Origin of the sequence: Bradyrhizobium sp. Tv2a-2 (assembly GCF_000472425.1) — a bacterium.
Classification (GTDB): Bacteria; Pseudomonadota; Alphaproteobacteria; order Rhizobiales; family Xanthobacteraceae; genus Bradyrhizobium.
The window spans coordinates 18,762-35,080 of the sequence record NZ_AXAI01000020.1 but is presented as its reverse complement, the minus strand read 5'-3'; the positions used below and the strand labels follow the sequence as shown (position 1 = coordinate 35,080).

Annotated in this window: 16 protein-coding genes; 5 read left to right on the top strand and 11 right to left on the bottom strand. The window is 63.5% G+C overall.

Annotated elements, in window-relative coordinates:
• Positions 1-32 precede the first annotated feature (32 nt).
• Together A3AI_RS0132155 and epmA are read right to left on the bottom strand one after the other, a co-directional pair.
• Positions 33-1,124 (bottom strand): lysine-2,3-aminomutase-like protein, encoded by a 1,092-nt coding sequence (locus A3AI_RS0132155; protein ID WP_024519509.1) that lies wholly within the window; start codon positions 1,122-1,124, stop codon positions 33-35.
• Positions 1,121-2,173: an EF-P lysine aminoacylase EpmA gene (gene epmA, locus A3AI_RS0132150; RefSeq protein ID WP_024519508.1), complete on the bottom strand. Its 1,053-nt coding sequence runs from the start codon at positions 2,171-2,173 to the stop codon at positions 1,121-1,123. Before epmA ends, A3AI_RS0132155 begins: the two co-directional genes overlap by 4 nt.
• Before the next feature lie 138 nt (positions 2,174-2,311).
• Here epmA and efp point away from each other — a divergent pair, with 138 nt between their 5' ends.
• Together efp and A3AI_RS0132140 are read left to right on the top strand one after the other, a co-directional pair.
• Positions 2,312-2,878: an elongation factor P gene (gene efp, locus A3AI_RS0132145; protein WP_024519507.1), complete on the top strand. Its 567-nt coding sequence runs from the start codon at positions 2,312-2,314 to the stop codon at positions 2,876-2,878.
• 33 nt (positions 2,879-2,911) lie between these two features.
• Complete coding sequence (locus A3AI_RS0132140) at positions 2,912-4,513, top strand: M23 family metallopeptidase (protein WP_024519506.1); 1,602 nt, start codon at positions 2,912-2,914, stop codon at positions 4,511-4,513.
• 33 nt (positions 4,514-4,546) lie between these two features.
• Here A3AI_RS0132140 and A3AI_RS0132135 read toward each other — a convergent pair whose 3' ends face one another.
• A complete protein-coding gene (locus A3AI_RS0132135; RefSeq protein ID WP_024519505.1) occupies positions 4,547-4,933 on the bottom strand; it encodes a YidH family protein in 387 nt (128 codons plus the stop codon).
• A 243-nt stretch (positions 4,934-5,176) separates the two neighbouring features.
• Between A3AI_RS0132135 and A3AI_RS0132130 the strand changes: the two genes are divergently transcribed.
• Positions 5,177-5,767, top strand: a complete 591-nt coding sequence (locus A3AI_RS0132130) for a 2-hydroxychromene-2-carboxylate isomerase (RefSeq protein ID WP_024519504.1) — start codon at positions 5,177-5,179, stop codon at positions 5,765-5,767.
• A gap of 138 nt (positions 5,768-5,905) precedes the next feature.
• Here A3AI_RS0132130 and A3AI_RS0132125 read toward each other — a convergent pair whose 3' ends face one another.
• Positions 5,906-6,415 (bottom strand): cupin domain-containing protein, encoded by a 510-nt coding sequence (locus A3AI_RS0132125; RefSeq protein WP_024519503.1) that lies wholly within the window; start codon positions 6,413-6,415, stop codon positions 5,906-5,908.
• Between the two features lie 35 nt (positions 6,416-6,450).
• Positions 6,451-6,924, bottom strand: a complete 474-nt coding sequence (locus A3AI_RS0132120; RefSeq protein WP_024519502.1) for a carboxymuconolactone decarboxylase family protein — start codon at positions 6,922-6,924, stop codon at positions 6,451-6,453.
• Between the two features lie 78 nt (positions 6,925-7,002).
• Here A3AI_RS0132120 and A3AI_RS43795 point away from each other — a divergent pair, with 78 nt between their 5' ends.
• Positions 7,003-7,587: a MarR family winged helix-turn-helix transcriptional regulator gene (locus A3AI_RS43795; protein ID WP_051382558.1), complete on the top strand. Its 585-nt coding sequence runs from the start codon at positions 7,003-7,005 to the stop codon at positions 7,585-7,587.
• Positions 7,588-7,643: 56 nt separating this feature from the next.
• Positions 7,644-8,873, top strand: coding sequence for a lytic murein transglycosylase (locus A3AI_RS0132110; RefSeq protein WP_024519500.1), 1,230 nt, complete (start codon positions 7,644-7,646; stop codon positions 8,871-8,873).
• Between the two features lie 6 nt (positions 8,874-8,879).
• Here A3AI_RS0132110 and A3AI_RS0132105 read toward each other — a convergent pair whose 3' ends face one another.
• From A3AI_RS0132105 to A3AI_RS0132080, 6 genes are all read right to left on the bottom strand, one after another.
• Complete coding sequence (locus A3AI_RS0132105) at positions 8,880-9,689, bottom strand: glucose 1-dehydrogenase (protein ID WP_024519499.1); 810 nt, start codon at positions 9,687-9,689, stop codon at positions 8,880-8,882.
• Positions 9,690-9,716: 27 nt separating this feature from the next.
• Complete coding sequence (recJ, locus tag A3AI_RS0132100; RefSeq protein ID WP_024519498.1) at positions 9,717-11,558, bottom strand: single-stranded-DNA-specific exonuclease RecJ; 1,842 nt, start codon at positions 11,556-11,558, stop codon at positions 9,717-9,719.
• A gap of 253 nt (positions 11,559-11,811) precedes the next feature.
• Entirely contained in the window at positions 11,812-12,531 is a 720-nt protein-coding gene (locus tag A3AI_RS0132095) for a haloacid dehalogenase type II (protein ID WP_024519497.1), read from the bottom strand.
• A 127-nt stretch (positions 12,532-12,658) separates the two neighbouring features.
• A complete protein-coding gene (gene glpX / locus A3AI_RS0132090; RefSeq protein WP_024519496.1) occupies positions 12,659-13,660 on the bottom strand; it encodes a class II fructose-bisphosphatase in 1,002 nt (333 codons plus the stop codon).
• Positions 13,661-13,740: 80 nt separating this feature from the next.
• On the bottom strand, positions 13,741-15,057 hold the full coding sequence (locus A3AI_RS0132085) for a homoserine dehydrogenase (RefSeq protein WP_024519495.1): 1,317 nt from the start codon (positions 15,055-15,057) through the stop codon (positions 13,741-13,743).
• Positions 15,058-15,083: 26 nt separating this feature from the next.
• Positions 15,084-16,304: an LL-diaminopimelate aminotransferase gene (locus tag A3AI_RS0132080; protein ID WP_024519494.1), complete on the bottom strand. Its 1,221-nt coding sequence runs from the start codon at positions 16,302-16,304 to the stop codon at positions 15,084-15,086.
• Between the last annotated feature and the right edge of the window lie 15 nt (positions 16,305-16,319).

The window sequence follows — 16,319 nt, the reverse complement described above, 5'->3', positions numbered from 1 at the left end:
GTCGCTCCTCCTGTCAGAGCACGTCATATCCCTCAGCGCTGAGGTGGATAGAGATGCACCTCACCGCAATAGTCCGTGACACGATAGCGCGTTTCTGAAGCCGCATCACCTTCACCCACAAAAGAATTTTCGGCCTGCAGATAGTTCGGGCCGACCGGCGATTTGCCGGCGCCGCCGGGGATATCAAGGACATATTGCGGTTGGCACAGACCGGACACCCGCCCGCGCAAAGCGCCCATCAAAGCCTGCCCGCGGGCGAGCGTTGTGCGCAAATGCGCCGTCCCCGGCGCAAGGTCGCCATGATGCAGGTAATATGGCTTGATGCGGCATTCAACGAAGGCGCGCATCAACTCTTCCAGCACAACAATGCTGTCGTTGACGCCGCGAAGCAGCACCGACTGGCTCACCATGGGAATGCCGGCGTCGACCAGGCGCGCAACAGCCTGACGCGCGTGTTCAGTCAATTCCCGCGCGTGATTGGCGTGCAGCGCGACCCACACCGTCGCGCTTTCAACTCTCAGCGCCTGCAGCATGTCATCGCTGATCCGCGAGGGGTCGGCGACCGGCACGCGGGTGTGAATGCGGATGATCCTGACATGATCGATCGCGGCTAGGTCATGCATTACCTGCTTGAGCCTTCGCGGCGACAGCATCAAGGGATCGCCGCCGGTCAGGATCACTTCCCAGATTTGCTTGTGTGTGCGGATATAATCCAGCGCACTCGAATAGGCGGCCTCAGACAAGGCGCTGTCCTTGCCCGGCCCGACCATCTCGCGGCGGAAGCAGAAGCGGCAATAGACCGCACAGACATGGACGAGCTTGAGCAACACCCGGTCGGGATAGCGGTGCACGATGCCGGCGACCGGTGAAAAAGCATGATCGCCGATCGGATCGGCACGCTCGCCTTGATCGAGGAGCAATTCTTCCTTGCTCGGCACGAACTGCCGCGCGATCGGGTCGGCCGCATCATTCGGGTCGATCAGCGCGGCAAGATCCGGCGTGATCGCAATCGCATAGCGCGCCGCAACCTTTTCGAGATCGGCGAGATCGGCGGCTGGCACCAGACCTTGTGCCGCCAGCTCGGTCGGATCACGGAGTGTCGTTGCTAAATTCATCCTGCTCATCGGTCCAACGTCGCGGGCGTCCATGTCACCTGGTCGATGCGCAGCGCACCGCTTGCCAGCATCACCAACCGGTCGAAGCCGAGTGCAACACCGCAGGCCTCCGGCATGCTCGCAACCGCCGCCAGGAAATCCTCATCCAGCGGATAGCGCTCGCCATAGCGGCGTTGCTTCTCGTCCATCGCAAGCGCGAACCGTCGGCGCTGCTCTTCCGCATCGGTCAACTCGCCAAAACCGTTGGCGAGTTCGACGCCGCAGGCATAGACCTCGAAGCGCTCGGCGACCCGCGGGTCGGCCCGCTTCACCCGCGCCAGCGCCGCTTCCGGCGCCGGATATTCGAACAACACCGTCAAACGCCCGAATCCGAGTTGCGGCTCGACATGTTCGACCAGGATCTTGCTGAAGATATCGGACCAGCTGTCATCATCGGCAAGCCGCACCTTGCCCTCGGCCGCTTTGGCCAGCAGCCCGCGATTGCCCTCGCCGCCTTCGATCGTCGCCAGCAGATCGACGCCCGCATGGCGCGCAAACGCCGCCCCGACCGTCAGCAGTTCCGGCTCGGCAAAGGGATCGCAGCCCTTGCCGCGGAACGAGAAGGTGCCGAAGCCGGTCGCCTGCGCGGCATGCGCAATGACGCTCACGCAATCCGCCATGATTTCCTCATAGGGAGCGTTGGCTCGGTACCATTCCAGCATGGTGAATTCGGGCAGATGCACGTCGCCGCGCTCGCGGTCGCGGAACACCCGCGCGAACTCAAATATCTTCGTTTCGCCGGCGGCAAGCAGCTTCTTGCAGGCAAATTCCGGCGAGGTGCGCAAATAGCGTATTGCCTGCTCGCCATTGGGGCGGACCAATTGTGTGTGCGGCGCGTGCAGATGGGTCTCATTTCCAGGGGAAACCTGTAAAATCCCGGTCTCGACCTCGGTAAAGTCCTGGGACTCGAACCAGGCCCGCAAAGCCCGCGTGATCGCGGCCCGGTGCTTCAGAAACGGCCTGGTATCGGCGTGTCGGGAGGCCGACCACCAGGGCGAAATCGGGCCTTCTCCGGCCATCACGGGTTCAGCCTATGCGGCGGCAAAATGCTGGCATCCGGCGACAAAATCAGTATGTTGCGGCCCGAAACCGCATCAAACGCCCCCCGAGACCGGCGCTTAGCACCATTTCGGGCCCAAATATCAGGAAGATCAGCTTTGAGAGTCATCGCCAGTTCTATTCGCAAGGGCAACGTGATCGAGCAAGACGGCAAGCTCTACGTCGTTTTGAGCGCCGAGAACATCCATCCCGGCAAGGGAACCCCCGTCAGCCAGATCGAAATGCGCCGAATCAGCGACGGGGTGAAGGTCTCGGAGCGCTACAAGACCACCGACCAGGTCGAAAAGGCGACCGTCGAGGAGCGCAATTTTACCTTCCTCTATGAAGATGGCGAAGGCTACCACTTCATGAACCCCGAGACCTATGACCAGGTCCAGGTATCGAAGGACATTGTGGGCACCTCCGCGCCCTATTTGCAGGAAAGCATGACCGTCAAGCTTCTGATGCACGACGTCAGCCCGGTCGCGATGCAATTGCCGCAGCGGGTGACTCTGGAGGTCGTGGATACCGAGCCGGTCACAAAGGGCCAGACCGCCTCCTCGTCCTACAAGCCCGCCATGCTGTCGAATGGCGTCCGCACCCAGGTGCCCCCTCACATCGGCGTCGGCACGCGGATTGTGGTGATGACCGAAGACGGCTCTTACGCCGAGCGTGCAAAGGATTAATATCACAGCGGGTTTGCGCCGGGGGACGCAGGGGTGAGTGGAAAGGCTGTCCGGTTCGTCAACCTCCTGCTGGCAGCTTTCGCTTTACTCCTCGCCGGCCGGCTCACTGTTTCCGCCGAGGAGTTCCGGACCCCCGAGACGTCCGTCGTGCATGCCGACTGGCGCGCGGCGCAGAACCAGTTCCGCGTCGAGCTTGCCGCCGCGCCCTCGCTTGCCGCCGATTTCAGCTTCGCGCCCCAGCACCGCGTCAGCGGCTTTGATTCGCGGGTCGTGCCGGCGTGGGTCGCGCTGAATGCCGCCACTACCCCGATCTTCACCGGGATTGCCCGAAGCGCCGTGCCGGTGCTGCTGCCGTTCGACACAACGGCCTTCCTGCAGACGCGGCAGAACGGGAGCGAAAAAGCCATCCCGGTGTCGCGCTACCAGGCCGACTTCCGCAGCGTGGATTTCTTTGACGCCGGCCCCGCGGGCTACGACGCGGTGTTCTCGCTCGAGCCCGGCGCAGGCGACGGCCTGCCGTCGCGCATCTTTGCCAAGCCGGTCGAGGTCCAGATCAGCGGTTCGCTCCTGATCTATGACATCGCCGACCCCGCCGGCGGCAAGGGCGAGCCAGTCAAGAGCCTAGCCGCGCAATATCCAGATCTGCGCCGTTTCATCCGCGAAGGCTATGTCCGCTATGCCTTCACCCGTTTCGGCGTGCCTTACGTCGTCTCGATCCAGTGTCTGGACTCCGCACCCCGCCCGCGGCGGCTGGCCTGCCGCGAGGCCTACCCTATCGCCGAGCGGTTTCTGAAGGCGCTCCATGTCGCAGGGGGCCGGCCGTTGCGCCCGCGCCAGGATACCGCCTCCCTCGTCACCGAGCGGCCGAGCGAGCGATCGGCCGACTTCACCTACCGGCCCGTTGGCGACCTTCTCGAGGGCAGCGGCTTTCACCGCCAGAGCGGCCGCACCGATTTCAACGCCTACTCCCAAATCCGCTTTCCGCTTAACGCTCCCGCCTTCCTGCATTCGCAATCCTTCGGCAAGCACCGCCCGGCCGACAAGTCCGACTCGCCGAGCGGCGGCTATCCCTGGCGTGACAGTTTTTGCGAGGCGCGCAGCTTTAATGTCGGCCAATGCGCCACCGGCCACGGCCACCAGGGACAGGACATCCGCCCCGCGCCCTGCCCCGCCGACACGCCGGCAAGCGTCTGCGATCCCAGGCAGCGGCCGATCTTTGCCGTGCGCGACGGCGTCGTGCTGCGTTCCCTGCGGCAGCAGGCCGCGACGCTGCAGATCAATACAACCACCGAGCACATCCGCTTCCGCTACATGCACATGAACCCATCCACGATGGACGCCGATCGCCTGTTGAACGGGCGCGAGGTCGCGGAGGGCGAGCAAATCGGTGTGGTTTCGAACTATCTGGACCATCCTAATGGCACCAGCCGCCACCTGCATTTCGACGTGCAGGTGTTCACGCGCGACGGCTGGATCTGGGTCAATCCCTACGTCACCCTGATCGCGGCCTATGAGCGGCTGATCCACGGCCGCGGCCGCGAGATCGGGCCGCAGATCGCGGCTTCGCCGGTTGCGCATGCGCTGCCGGAGGATGTGATCAAGCCCGACATGCAGGAAGGCGGCAGTGAGAACTGACCAGCCGGGTCTTGCGCCAGCGCCTTGCGTCTCTCACTCGATCGCAAAATAAGCCATCAGGCTGGCGACGATTAGCGTCAGCACCACCGACAAGACCAGTTCAGCCCTGACGCTCCCGGCGGAATGGGATTGCTGGTCATCGATCAGTCTGGTCGTGCGTACGAAGCGCAGCAGCGATATCAACATGATCGCCATGCCGACCACAATCAGCGCAAGCCCGTCGTAATGACTGAAACCGCGCGTAAGCCGGTCCAGATGCAGCTGCTTGGCCGCCTCCCCTGCATTGGCTTCCGCCAGAGTGCGGACGAACAGATTGAATTTCTCGACCACGAAACCGAAGGCGACAATGGCAATCCCGGTGCGAACCCAGGCAAGAAAGGTGCGTTCGTTGGCGGCATGATCCGAATAGCGGTCGATCATCGAGACCTCTTTTGATGGAGAGCAGGTGGATATTAGCCGATATCAGCTCGCGCGGCGGACAAAGTCCGGATTGAGCCCGGCGACCGCAGCCACACCGCATTGCTGCATGGCGACACGCGTCTCGAGCAATGACCATCAATCCGCGGCCTTTGTATTGCATCCGTAATGCGGATTATCGATCTGCAATCATGATGCAAAATAGTTCAACAAAATTGCTGTGATCAATCATCACGGTGGAAGATCATGCCGATCGAATTTGTTCTCGATTACCGTAGTCCCTATTCGTATCTCGCGAGCACGCAGATCACGAAACTCGGGGCTCAAGTCCACTACCAGCCCATCGATATCGTTTGGGTCATGAAGAAGGTAGACAATCAGCCTTCCTCGCTGGATTCGCCGAAGGTGAGATATTCCGTTGTCGACGGTGTGCGTTGGGCGAAGCAATACGGGGTACCCTTCTCTCCAAATGTGAAGCTGTTTGACGCGCTCATGCAAGGACAAGTCAGGAGCGACCTGCTTTCGCGTGCCGGGATCGCAGGCCAGCAGCTCGGTGCTTTCGAGAAGGTAAGCAGCGCACTATTCACCGTAGTTTGGGGAGGGAACTCGGATGATTTAACCAGTGAGGAGGGACGGTCGAAATTTGCCAAGAGTCATGCTCTCCCTCCGGAATTGTGGGACGTGGCCAATTCTGATGACGTAGGAGAAAAGCTCGCCACCAATAACGAACGCGCCGCAGCGCGGGGTGTCTTTGGGGTGCCGACCTTCTTCGTCGGCGACGAAATGTTCTTCGGCAACGATCGACTGAGTTTTGTCAAAGCCAGGCTGCAAGAGTAAGGCACAGGGTAGCGATGTGCGGGAAGTCTGGTGAGCGGGGCGATGCACTTCCGCTCACCCTTCAGGTTGAAATTTTCGTGCGTGGGCGGGCGCCACAAGATGAGCGCAAAAGGTGCAACAAGAGCGGCACGAACCTGGTCAATCGAGAAAGGTCGTGAGCTGTGCCCCCTCGTCGGCCACGAACACCGCGATCAATTCCGCAGGCTCCACGTTGCTCGCATTGGCCGAGACCATGTGCGTCGAACCAGGCGGCTCGAAGAAGGTTTGGCCGACCGCGAAGGTCTCGAGCGGACCGCCGCCAAGCTGGGAGCGAATCTGGCCCTTCGTGACATAGGCTGTCACTGAACCGGCATGCCGGTGGGGGCGCGAAAACCCGCCGGGACCGTAAGTCACGCGAACGATGGTCACACGCTTGCCCGCCACATTGGGCAGTGGATAGGACGCAATGACCTCGACCTTGTCGAGCGGCGATCCCTCGGCCGCAGTGGCGCAAAGCGGCGCCGCCAGGTCCAAAGCCGCGTTCATGGTCACGGGCAGCGCCTTTCCAATGGCCAGGGCGCAGGCGAGGCCTGCTATCACGGCCAGCCAGACCGACCGCGCCGGGGATCGGATTGTTGTCAGCGAGAGACTTGCAGCGATCGCCGTCATGTTTGTTCTCCTCCCGAATTACCGTCGTTCTTGTCTCAGGATGCTGCTCGCACGGGCTGGCGGGCCGGAGGGGTCCAGCGGTAGGCAGCGCCAAATCTATTCCAGGTGTTGATCGAGGCAATGGCCGAGGTCAGGTACATCAGCTCTTTTTCCGAGAATTCCCTACGCGCCTCCGCATAGACCTCGTCGCTCACCCCGTTGGCCAGCAGGGTCAGGGCCTCGGTCCAGGCCAGCGCCGCGCGCTCGCGGTCCGAGAAGATCGGCGCCTCGCGCCAGACCGCGACCAGGTTGATCTTGTCGGCGGAAAGGCCGAGCCGCTCGCCCTGCAGCACGTGAAATTGCAAGCAGAAGGCGCAGCCGTTGATCTGCGAGGCGCGCAGCTTGATCAGTTCGAGCAGCTGCTTGTCTAACCCGGCGCGGACTGCCAACTGCCCCAGAGCAGATACCGCCTCATAAACGTCGGGCGCGATCTTCTTGAGATCTTCATACTCGCCGCGAGGGTGGGACATTTTGCATCCTCGTGTTATATTATCAGAGCACTGATAATATATAAGAGCTCTGATACCATGCGCAAGGTGGAAATGACCATGGCTCCGCAGCCGGCGGAAAAGGCCGCAAAGCGGCCAAGGCCGGCGCGAACGACCGGCACGGACAAGACGGGACGGCGTGGGGCCCGCGTTGCCCCGCCCCAGCCGGAGCCCGCGCTCGCAAGCGTCAGCCCGCCGCCGCCTGGCGAGGGCAAGCGCGGCGAGAGCGGCTATCTTGGCTATCTGCTGCGCCAGGCCCAGGCCGCCTCGCGCCTGACGCTGGAGCGTGCGCTGGGCGAACTCGGTGTCACCGTGCCGCAATTCGTGGCACTCACCATGCTGAAGGCCTATCCAGGACTCTCCGGAGCCGAGCTTGCCCGCGTGGCGCTGCTGACGCCGCAGACCGTCGGCGTCATCATCGGCAACCTGGAGCGCGACGGCGCTATCATGAAGACGCCGGATCCGGTGCATGGGCGACGGCTGCAATGGACCCTGACGCCGCGCGGCCTGACACTGCTGGAGCAATGCCGCAAGCGCGCGATGGTGCTGGAGCGTCGACTTGTGGAGAGCTTGACACCCAAGGACGAGCGCGTGATCCGGCAATGGCTTGCGAGAATTGCTGTCAGCCTGCAGCAGGACAGCTGAAGTTCCCCGCGCCGGAGCCGGTTTTGCGGCGCCCCGCGCGGCGCTAGATTGGACCCATGAACCAGCGTGATTCCTGGAACCAGCCGACCCGCCGCATGCTGTTGCGCGCCGGCCTCTCGTTCGGTGCGGTCGCCGCTTCGCCCTCCGCGCTCGCCGCTCCAGCCGGCTTCGAGCAATGGCGGGACAAATTTCGCCAGCATGCGCTGTCGAAGGGCATTACGCCGGCCACATGGGACCTTTGCATGGCCCGTGTCGAGCCGGACATGAGCGTGTTCAAGGAATTCGATAATCAGCCGGAGTTCAACGAGGAGACCTGGCAATACATCAACCGCCGCGTCTCCGACTGGCGTATCATCCATGGCAAGGAAGCGCTGAAGAAAAACACTGCTCTGTTTGCACGCATCGAGCGGGATTTCGGGGTCGAGCGCGGCACACTGCTGGCGCTGTGGGGCGTGGAATCAGCCTACGGCGATCCGCTGGTTCAAAAGAACCACATGCGGCCGATCTTTCCCTCGCTCGCCGCCCTCGCGTGGAATGCGCCCCGCCGCAAGGCCTATTGGCAGAGCGAACTCGTCAACGCTCTGCGCATCGTCGACAAGGGCTGGAGCACACCGGCGGAGATGCGGGGGTCGTGGGCCGGCGCCATGGGACATACGCAATGGATGCCGGAAGTCTGGCTCAATGTCGGCATCGACTATGACGGGGACGGCAAGATCTCGCCGTTCGGAAAGCCCGACGATGCGCTCGGCTCGACTGCAAAATTCCTGGTCGACCGCGGTCATTATCGACGGGGCGAGCATTGGGGCTACGAGGTCAAGGCAACCGGCCGCACGATGCGTGGCAACCGCAGCTACGCAGCCTGGGCCAGCGCCGGCGTCACGCGCGCCAACGGCGAGGCGTTCCGGCAGCCGGATGCGTCCGCACAAATGTGGATCCCGGTCGATGGTGGGCCCGCCTTCCTGCTCGGCCCGAATTTCTATTCCGTGCGGAGCTACAATCCGTCGATGAACTATGCGCTCGCGATCTGCCATCTCGGCGATCGCATTCTTGGCGGCGGTCCTTTCATCCAACCCTTCCCCGGCTCGGAGCGCGCCCTGACGCTCGCCGAGGTGCAGGAGATGCAGACGCGGCTGACCAGGGCAGGCTTTGACACCGGCGGCACCGATGGCCGCGTCGGCAACGACACCATGCAGGCCGTCCGCGATTTCCAGCTCAAGGCCGGCATTCAGCCGGCCGACGGCTATGGCGGATTGGAGGTACTGGCCCGCCTTCGGCAAGGTGGATAGGCGGAGCTACGACTTCCGCGGCGCACTGCCGGCAAACATTCCGCCATCAATGACGAGTTCGCTGCCCGTCAGATAGCTTGAGGCATCCGACGCCAGAAACAGCACGCCCTGCGCAACTTCGCGCGCGCGCCCCGGCCGCCCCAATGGCGCCGCGAGCTTTGCCATTGCCTCGAAGTCGATCGGCGCGTTCTGGCCGCTCGCGGTGCCACCCGCTGGAATCTTGTGCCAGATGGGGGTATCGATGATCCCGGGATGCACCGAGTTCACGCGGATGCCATCACCCACCGACGCACATTCCATCGCGATCGACTTGGCGAACAGGCGCACGCCGCCCTTGGTCGCGGAATAACCGGCGAGCGTGGCCGCACCGCGCAGGCCCGCCAGAGACGACATCATGATGATGGAGCCGCCGCCGGTTTTGCGCATCAGAGGCAGGCCGTATTTCACTGATAGGAACACACCATCGAGATTGACCGCCGTCTGCCGGCGCCAATCGGCCAGCGACATCTCGATAATGGACGCCGCGCCGATGCCAATGCCCGCGTTCGATACCAGCACATCCAGCCTGCCGAAGCGTTCTTCAATCTCACCGACGACTTCGGCCCAGCGCGGTTCGCTTGTCACGTCCTGAGACAGGAACACCGCCTCGCGGCCAGCCCTCTTGATGCCGGCCACAACATCGGGGCCCCTCAGCTCGTCCATGTCGGTCACGACCACGGAGGCCCCCTCCTCCGCCAGCAACTCGGCGACCGCCTGGCCAATGCCCGACGCGCCTCCCGTGACCAACGCAACCTTGCCTGCAACCTGTCCTGCCATGTCCACACTCATTTGCTTTTTATTGGCTTACCTGATCAACGCTGGGCCCTGGTCGGGCAGCGCAACGTCGAGCACGCGCAACTGTACGCGCTCGACGCCCTGATAGCGATCAACACTGAGCGCACCCGCGACATGCAGCTGTTGGCCGCGATTTTGCTTTAGCGCATTGCCAAGCTTCTGTCCCACCGAGCGGAATGCCATGCCGTTGACGATCGCGCCGTCGCCGGACTTGAAGCGCAGCCGCAAATGCGCCTGCCCCACCTCATCGGCATAGATCAACTGGTGCGAGGGCAACGCCAGCACCGGCTCCGGATTGCCGCTGCCGAAGGGCCCGGCGCGATCGAGCGTCCGTGCAAGCTCCGGCGTTATGCTGCGCGCGGTGACCGCGCCGTCGACGAACAGTTCATTGACATGGCGCGCCTGCCTCACGTCGTGACCCAGCGTGTTTTCCAGATAGGCGCGGAACTCCGCGAGCTTCTCCTTGCGCAAAGTGACGCCCGCGGCCATCGCGTGGCCGCCCCCCTTGATCAAAATGCCATCGACCACCGCCTGACGCACCGCCTTGCCGAGGTCGACGCCGGCGATCGAGCGGCCCGAGCCGGTGCCGATGCCGCCGGGCTCAAGCGCGATCGCAAAAGCGGGCCGCGAAAACTTTTCCTTCAACCGCGCGGCAACGAGCCCGACCACGCCGGGATGCCAGCCTTCCGACGCTGTGACTATCACCGCGCCCTTGTCTTCGAGCCCGAGCGAGGCCAGTGCTTCCGCCTCGGCCTGGGCTTCAGCCGCCTGCTCGATCACGCGCCGCTCGCTGTTGAGTCGGTCGAGTTCGGCTGCAATGCGCGCGGCTTCCGACACATCGCCCTCCAGCAGAAGCCGCACGCCGAGATCGGCGCGGCCGATGCGACCGCCGGCATTGATGCGCGGCCCCAGCAGAAAGCCGAGATGCCAGGCCTCCGGCGGGCCGTTCAGGCGCGCGACATCCATCAGCGCGGTATGGCCGACATGGTCGCGCCGTCGCATCGCGATAAGCCCTTTGGCCACCAGCGCGCGATTGAGCCCGATCAGCGGCGCCACATCAGCGACCGTGCCGAGCGCCACATGGTGCAGCATGCTCAACAGATCCGGTTCCGGCATCTCGGCGGTCCAGAAGCCGCGATTGCGCAGCTCGCGGTTGACCGCAACGAGCGTGACGAGCACCAGCCCTACGGCTGCCAGATGACCAAGGCCCGACAGATCGTCTGCCCGGTTCGGATTTACCAGGGCATCGACCTCTGGCAATTCGGTGCCGACTTGATGATGGTCGATGACAACCACGGACATGCCGAGCTTCGTGGCCTCCGCCAGGGGTTCGATGCTGGTCGTGCCGCAATCGACCGTGATGAGAAGCGTCGCGCCCTTAGCCGCCAGCACCCGCACGGCTTCGGTATTGGGGCCGTAGCCCTCGAACAGGCGGTCGGGAATGTGGATCAGGGGATCGAGACTGCAATGGCGCAGATGCCAGGCGAGTAGCGCGGCCGACGTCGCCCCGTCGACGTCATAGTCGCCGAAGATAGCAACTTTCTCGCCGCGCTGGGCTGCGTCCGCAATGCGCTTGGCCGCGATTTCCATCTGCGTCACAGTGAACGGATCCGGCATCAGTTTTCGGATGGTCGGATCGAGAAAGTCCGGCACGGCGTCGATATCGACGTCGCGGCCTGCAAGCACACGCGCCAGAAGCTCCGGCAACTGATGACGCTGCGTGATAGCGAGCGCCCGCGCCGCGCCGCGCGCATCCAGCCGATCTCGCCACAGCTTTCCCGTCAGCGACTGGCTCACGCCAAGAAAGGCCGCCGGCTGCTCGATGGGTAATGCGGTTGCGGGAAGTGTCATGATGCGGCTTGCAGGTAAGCACGAAGGCCGCGCCGGACAAAGAGACAGCGGCGCGACTTTCCACGACTGATCGCGGAACCAGAACGCGCATCGGGCGCACACCGGTGGTATCCGAATCGCCAAAAAAAGCAGTGAACTGCTGAAACAAGGTGCAGCACCTGCGGCAAAATGCACGCTAAGTCCTGGAAATTAAACGCGTGTCAGCTCTCCATCATACCGACATTTCCGGTATGATCGCGCGGCTCACCGCCCTTTAGCACCCGAGCCGGTCGGCGATGCCGCCGAAATCCCTGGCGACGATGTCCCAGGCCCCGGTGGCCTCGAAATCGACCTTCTGCAGCGGGCCGTATTCGGTCGGACGCGCCACGAAGGCGGTCTTCAGCCCGTGCTTCTGCGCGTTCTTCAGATCGTAATTGTGAGCCGCCACCATCATCACCTCGCCCGGCTGCAGGCAAAGCAGTTTGGCCGCGCCGAGATAGGTCTCAGGATCGGGCTTGTAATGCTCGAACAATTCCGCCGACATGATCAGGTCCCAGGGCAGGCCCGCAAACTTCGCCATGTTGGTGAGCAGCGCGACATTGCCGTTCGAGAGCGGCGCGATGATGAACTTTGTCTTCAACCGCGTCAGCCCGCTGACGCTGTCGGGCCAGGGATGCAGGCGATGCCAGCCCATCGTGAGATGATGCAGGTCGGGGTCGCCGAGGCCTGAGATGCCGAGGTCTTTCACCAGTGTCTCGAGCGAGCGGCGGTGCAGGACGTCGAGAATGACATAGCCGCGCTCAGGATGCTTGCGCACCTCGTCCATCGAGGCGGTGTAGACTGCGCGCCAGCCATCGACCAGCGCCGTCCAGTCTGCCTTGAAGCCGCGCGTCTCGCCCCATTTGGTGAAGTCGTTGATCAGGCTGGTGCGCCAGTCGACCACCGTGCCGAACACGTCGAACACCAGCGCCTTGACGGCAGAAAGATCAGACATGCGCGCCTCCATTTTTGTTTTTGTCATTCCGGGGCATCGCGCAGCGATGAACCCGGAATCTCGCGCCACAACGTCTGGATTCCGGGTTCGATGCTTCGCATCGCCCCGGAACGACGGTGCGTGGGTCTTAATCCAGGTGGAACTTCTCGAGCTGCCGGTGCTCGGCCTTGATATAGCGCACCGTGCCGGTCACCGAACGCATCACTACGGTCTCGGTCTCGATCACACCGTCCTTGCGGAACTTGACGCCCGACAGAAGCGATCCGGTGGTGACGCCGGTCGCTGCAAACAAGCAGTCGCCGCGTGCCATGTCCTCGATGCCGTAAATCATCTTGGGATCGGTGATGCCCATCTTGTGGGCGCGCTCGCGCTTCTCTTCGCTGTCGAGGATGAGACGGCACTGCATCTGTCCGCCGATGCAGCGTAACGCCACCGCGGCCAGCACGCCTTCCGGGGCACCGCCGGTGCCGAGATACATGTCGACGCCAGTGTTATCAGGATCGGCGCAATGGATGACGCCGGCGACATCGCCGTCGGTGATGAGCCGCACCGCGGCACCCGTCGAGCGCACACCCTGGATGATGTCGGCGTGGCGCGGACGATCGAGCACCAGCACGGTGATGGCGGAAGCTTCGACGCCCTTCGCCTTCGCGAGCCGCCGGACATTTTCGGCGGGCGTCGCATCGAGCTCGACCACGCCTTTTGCATAGCCCGGGCCAATCGCGAGCTTCTGCATATAGACGTCAGGCGCGTGCAGCAGCGTGCCGCCATCGGCCATCGCCATGGTGGCGATCGCGCCCGGCATGTTCTTGGCGCACAGCGTGGTGCCCTCCAGCGGATCGACCGCGATATCGACCTTGGGGCCCGCATTGAGTCCAACCTTTTCGCCGATGAACAGCATCGGCGCCTCGTCGCGCTCGCCCTCGCCGATCACGATCGTGCCTTCGATCGGAAGCTTGTTTAGCTCGCGCCGCATCGCGTCGACCGCGGCCTGGTCGGCCGCCTTCTCCTGGCCATGGCCGCGCAGCCGTGCTGACGAGACAGCCGCACGCTCCGTCACCCGCACCAGTTCGAGCGTCAGAATGCGCTCGAGCAGCAACTGCGGTGGAACGGAAATATGGGTCGACATCGGCGCACTCCTCAAACGGTCTCGGTGGGCTTTTGGGGCCCGTGGTCAATCAATCAACGCACAAACGGCTCGATTTGTCGTCAATTCTTTTCAATCCTGATCACCTGCGGCCGGCCGCTGATCACCTTGTCGCGCTGCACTGCCTTCAGTGCGCGGTAGACCGCGTCTTCATGCGTGGCATAAGTAATCAGGATCACAGGCACCTGAGAGGATTTCCCGGCGGCCTTTGCAGCTTCCCCATTGGGGTGACGCTGCACGATGGATTCGATGGATATCTTTTGCTCCGCCAGCCGGGTCGCGATCGAGGCCGCGGTGCCCGGGAGATCGCGCGCCATCAGGCGAATGTAATAGCCGCCTTCATGCCGCTCCATCGGCGCTTTCTCGGTAGCCTTGAGCTGCTCCGCAGGCCGTCCGAACGGGCTTGCCCGCACGCCGCGCGCAACATCGGCGATATCCGCAATCACGGCGGAGGCCGTGGCGCTGCCGCCCGCGCCCGGACCGACCAGCGTGATCGGCGGGATGCCATGGCCGTCGATGGTGACTGCATTCGTTACCCCCATCACCTGCGCGATCGATGAGGATTTCGGCACCATGGTCGGATGCACGCGCTGCTCAATGCCCTTGGCGGTGCGCACCGCAACGCCGAGCAGCTTGACGCGATAGCCGAGATCGGCAGCCGCGCGCAGATCTTCCGGCGCGATCGAGGAAATGCCTTCGACATAGATCGCGCTTTCCGCGACCTTGGTGCCGAAGGCGAGGCTCGCCAGGATCGCAAGCTTCTGCGCGGTGTCGTGACCGTCGACGTCGAAGGACGGGTTGGCCTCGGCATAGCCGAGCCGCTGTGCGTCGGCCAGGCACTCGGCGAATGACAGGCCCTCCTGCTCCATCCGCGTCAGGATGTAATTGCAGGTGCCGTTGAGAATGCCGTAGACGCGATCGATCGAGGTGCCCGCGAGCCCTTCGCGCAGCGTTTTAATGACCGGGATTGCTGCACCCACCGCCGCCTCGAAATTCAGCGCGGCGCCATGCGCCTCCGCCGCCTTCGCAAGCCGCAGGCCATGCTTGGCGATCAGCGCCTTGTTGGCGGTCACGACCGATTTGCCCGACTTCAACGCGGTCTCGATCGCCGACAATGCGGGATCGCCGGCACCGCCGATCAGTTCGACCAGGCAATCGACCTCGGCATTTTCCGCAAGCGCCTGCGGATCCCTCGCCCAGGCGACACCGCGCAGGTCAAGCCCGCGCTTCTTGGCTTTCGAACGCGCAGTGACCGCAACGACACGGATCGGACGGCCACAGCGCGCGGACAACGCAGCGCTCTGGCCTTCGATAAGGCGGACGACCTCAGCACCCACGGTGCCGAGGCCCGCAATACCCACTTTCAGGGGGGCGACCATGACGAAACAGACCTGCCGGAGAAAGATTAGCGCCGGGTGGCGAGCGGGACCACGTTGTGCAACGTTTCGATGCCGCTTTCAAGGAAGCGGCGCACGCCGCGGGCGGCCTGCCGGATACGCTGCTCGTTTTCCACCATGGCAATGCGCACGTAGCCTTCGCCGTGCTCGCCGAAGGCGACGCCAGGCGAGACCACAACGCCGGATTTCTCCACCATCAGCGTCGCGAACTGCATGCTGCCAAGCGCCTCGAATCCCTTGGGCAGCGGTGCCCAGGCAAACATCGAGGCGTCGGGCGGCGGAACACCCCAGCCGGCGCGGCCGAAGGATTCCACCAGCGCATCGCGGCGCTTCTTATACGTTTCGCGCATCTCTCGGATGCAATCCTCCGGACCGTTCAACGCCGCGGTCGCCGCGACCTGGACGGGGGTGAACGCGCCGTAATCGAGATAGGATTTGACGCGCGCCAGCGCGGCGATGATGCGCTCATTGCCGACCGCAAAGCCCATGCGCCAGCCGGCCATCGAAAAGGTTTTTGACATCGAGGTGAACTCGACGGTCACATCGATGGCTCCGGGAACCTGCAGCACCGAGGGCGGCGGGTTGGCGTCGTCGAAATAGACCTCGGCATAAGCGAGGTCGGAAAGGATGAAGATCTCGTGACGCTTCGCGAATGCCACGAGGTCGCGATAGAAGTCGAGGCTCGCGACATAGGCAGTCGGGTTGGAGGGGTAGCAGACGACAAGCGCAATCGGCTTCGGGATCGAATGGAGGATGGCGCGCTCGACCGCTTCGAAGAATTGCGGAGTTGGCTCCGACGGCACCGAGCGGATCACCCCGCCTGCCATCAGGAAACCAAACGCGTGGATCGGGTAGCTCGGGTTCGGACACAGGATGACGTCACCGGGCGCGGTGATGGCCTGCGCCACATTGGCAAAGCCCTCCTTCGACCCCAGCGTCGCCACCACCTGGGTCTCCGGGTTGAGCTTTACGCCGAAGCGGCGCGCGTAATAGGCGGCCTGGGCCCGGCGTAGGCCGGGAATGCCGCGCGAGGCGGAGTAACGGTCGGTCCGCGGCTTGCCCAGCGTCTCCTTGAGCTTCTCAAGGACGTGGGGGGGCGCCGACAGATCGGGATTGCCCATGCCGAGATCGATAATGTCGGCGCCGGCATTCCGCGCGGCCGCCTTGGCCCGGTTCACTTGCTCAAAGACGTAAGGCGGCAGGCGGCGGATGCGGTAAAAGTCTTCCATGGGTCCCTAGCTCCG

Excerpts from the sequence above, each read along its gene's own strand:
- A3AI_RS0132155 (WP_024519509.1), bottom strand. The coding sequence starts at position 1,124 with ATGAGCAGGATGAATTTAGCAACGACACTCCGTGATCCGACCGAGCTG.
- epmA (WP_024519508.1), bottom strand. The coding sequence starts at position 2,173 with ATGGCCGGAGAAGGCCCGATTTCGCCCTGGTGGTCGGCCTCCCGACAC.
- A3AI_RS0132135 (WP_024519505.1), bottom strand. The coding sequence starts at position 4,933 with ATGATCGACCGCTATTCGGATCATGCCGCCAACGAACGCACCTTTCTT.
- A3AI_RS0132130 (WP_024519504.1), top strand. The coding sequence starts at position 5,177 with ATGCCGATCGAATTTGTTCTCGATTACCGTAGTCCCTATTCGTATCTC.
- A3AI_RS0132125 (WP_024519503.1), bottom strand. The coding sequence starts at position 6,415 with ATGACGGCGATCGCTGCAAGTCTCTCGCTGACAACAATCCGATCCCCG.
- A3AI_RS0132120 (WP_024519502.1), bottom strand. The coding sequence starts at position 6,924 with ATGTCCCACCCTCGCGGCGAGTATGAAGATCTCAAGAAGATCGCGCCC.
- A3AI_RS43795 (WP_051382558.1), top strand. The coding sequence starts at position 7,003 with ATGGCTCCGCAGCCGGCGGAAAAGGCCGCAAAGCGGCCAAGGCCGGCG.
- A3AI_RS0132110 (WP_024519500.1), top strand. The coding sequence starts at position 7,644 with ATGAACCAGCGTGATTCCTGGAACCAGCCGACCCGCCGCATGCTGTTG.
- A3AI_RS0132105 (WP_024519499.1), bottom strand. The coding sequence starts at position 9,689 with ATGGCAGGACAGGTTGCAGGCAAGGTTGCGTTGGTCACGGGAGGCGCG.
- recJ (WP_024519498.1), bottom strand. The coding sequence starts at position 11,558 with ATGACACTTCCCGCAACCGCATTACCCATCGAGCAGCCGGCGGCCTTT.
- A3AI_RS0132095 (WP_024519497.1), bottom strand. The coding sequence starts at position 12,531 with ATGTCTGATCTTTCTGCCGTCAAGGCGCTGGTGTTCGACGTGTTCGGC.
- glpX (WP_024519496.1), bottom strand. The coding sequence starts at position 13,660 with ATGTCGACCCATATTTCCGTTCCACCGCAGTTGCTGCTCGAGCGCATT.
- A3AI_RS0132085 (WP_024519495.1), bottom strand. The coding sequence starts at position 15,057 with ATGGTCGCCCCCCTGAAAGTGGGTATTGCGGGCCTCGGCACCGTGGGT.
- A3AI_RS0132080 (WP_024519494.1), bottom strand. The coding sequence starts at position 16,304 with ATGGAAGACTTTTACCGCATCCGCCGCCTGCCGCCTTACGTCTTTGAG.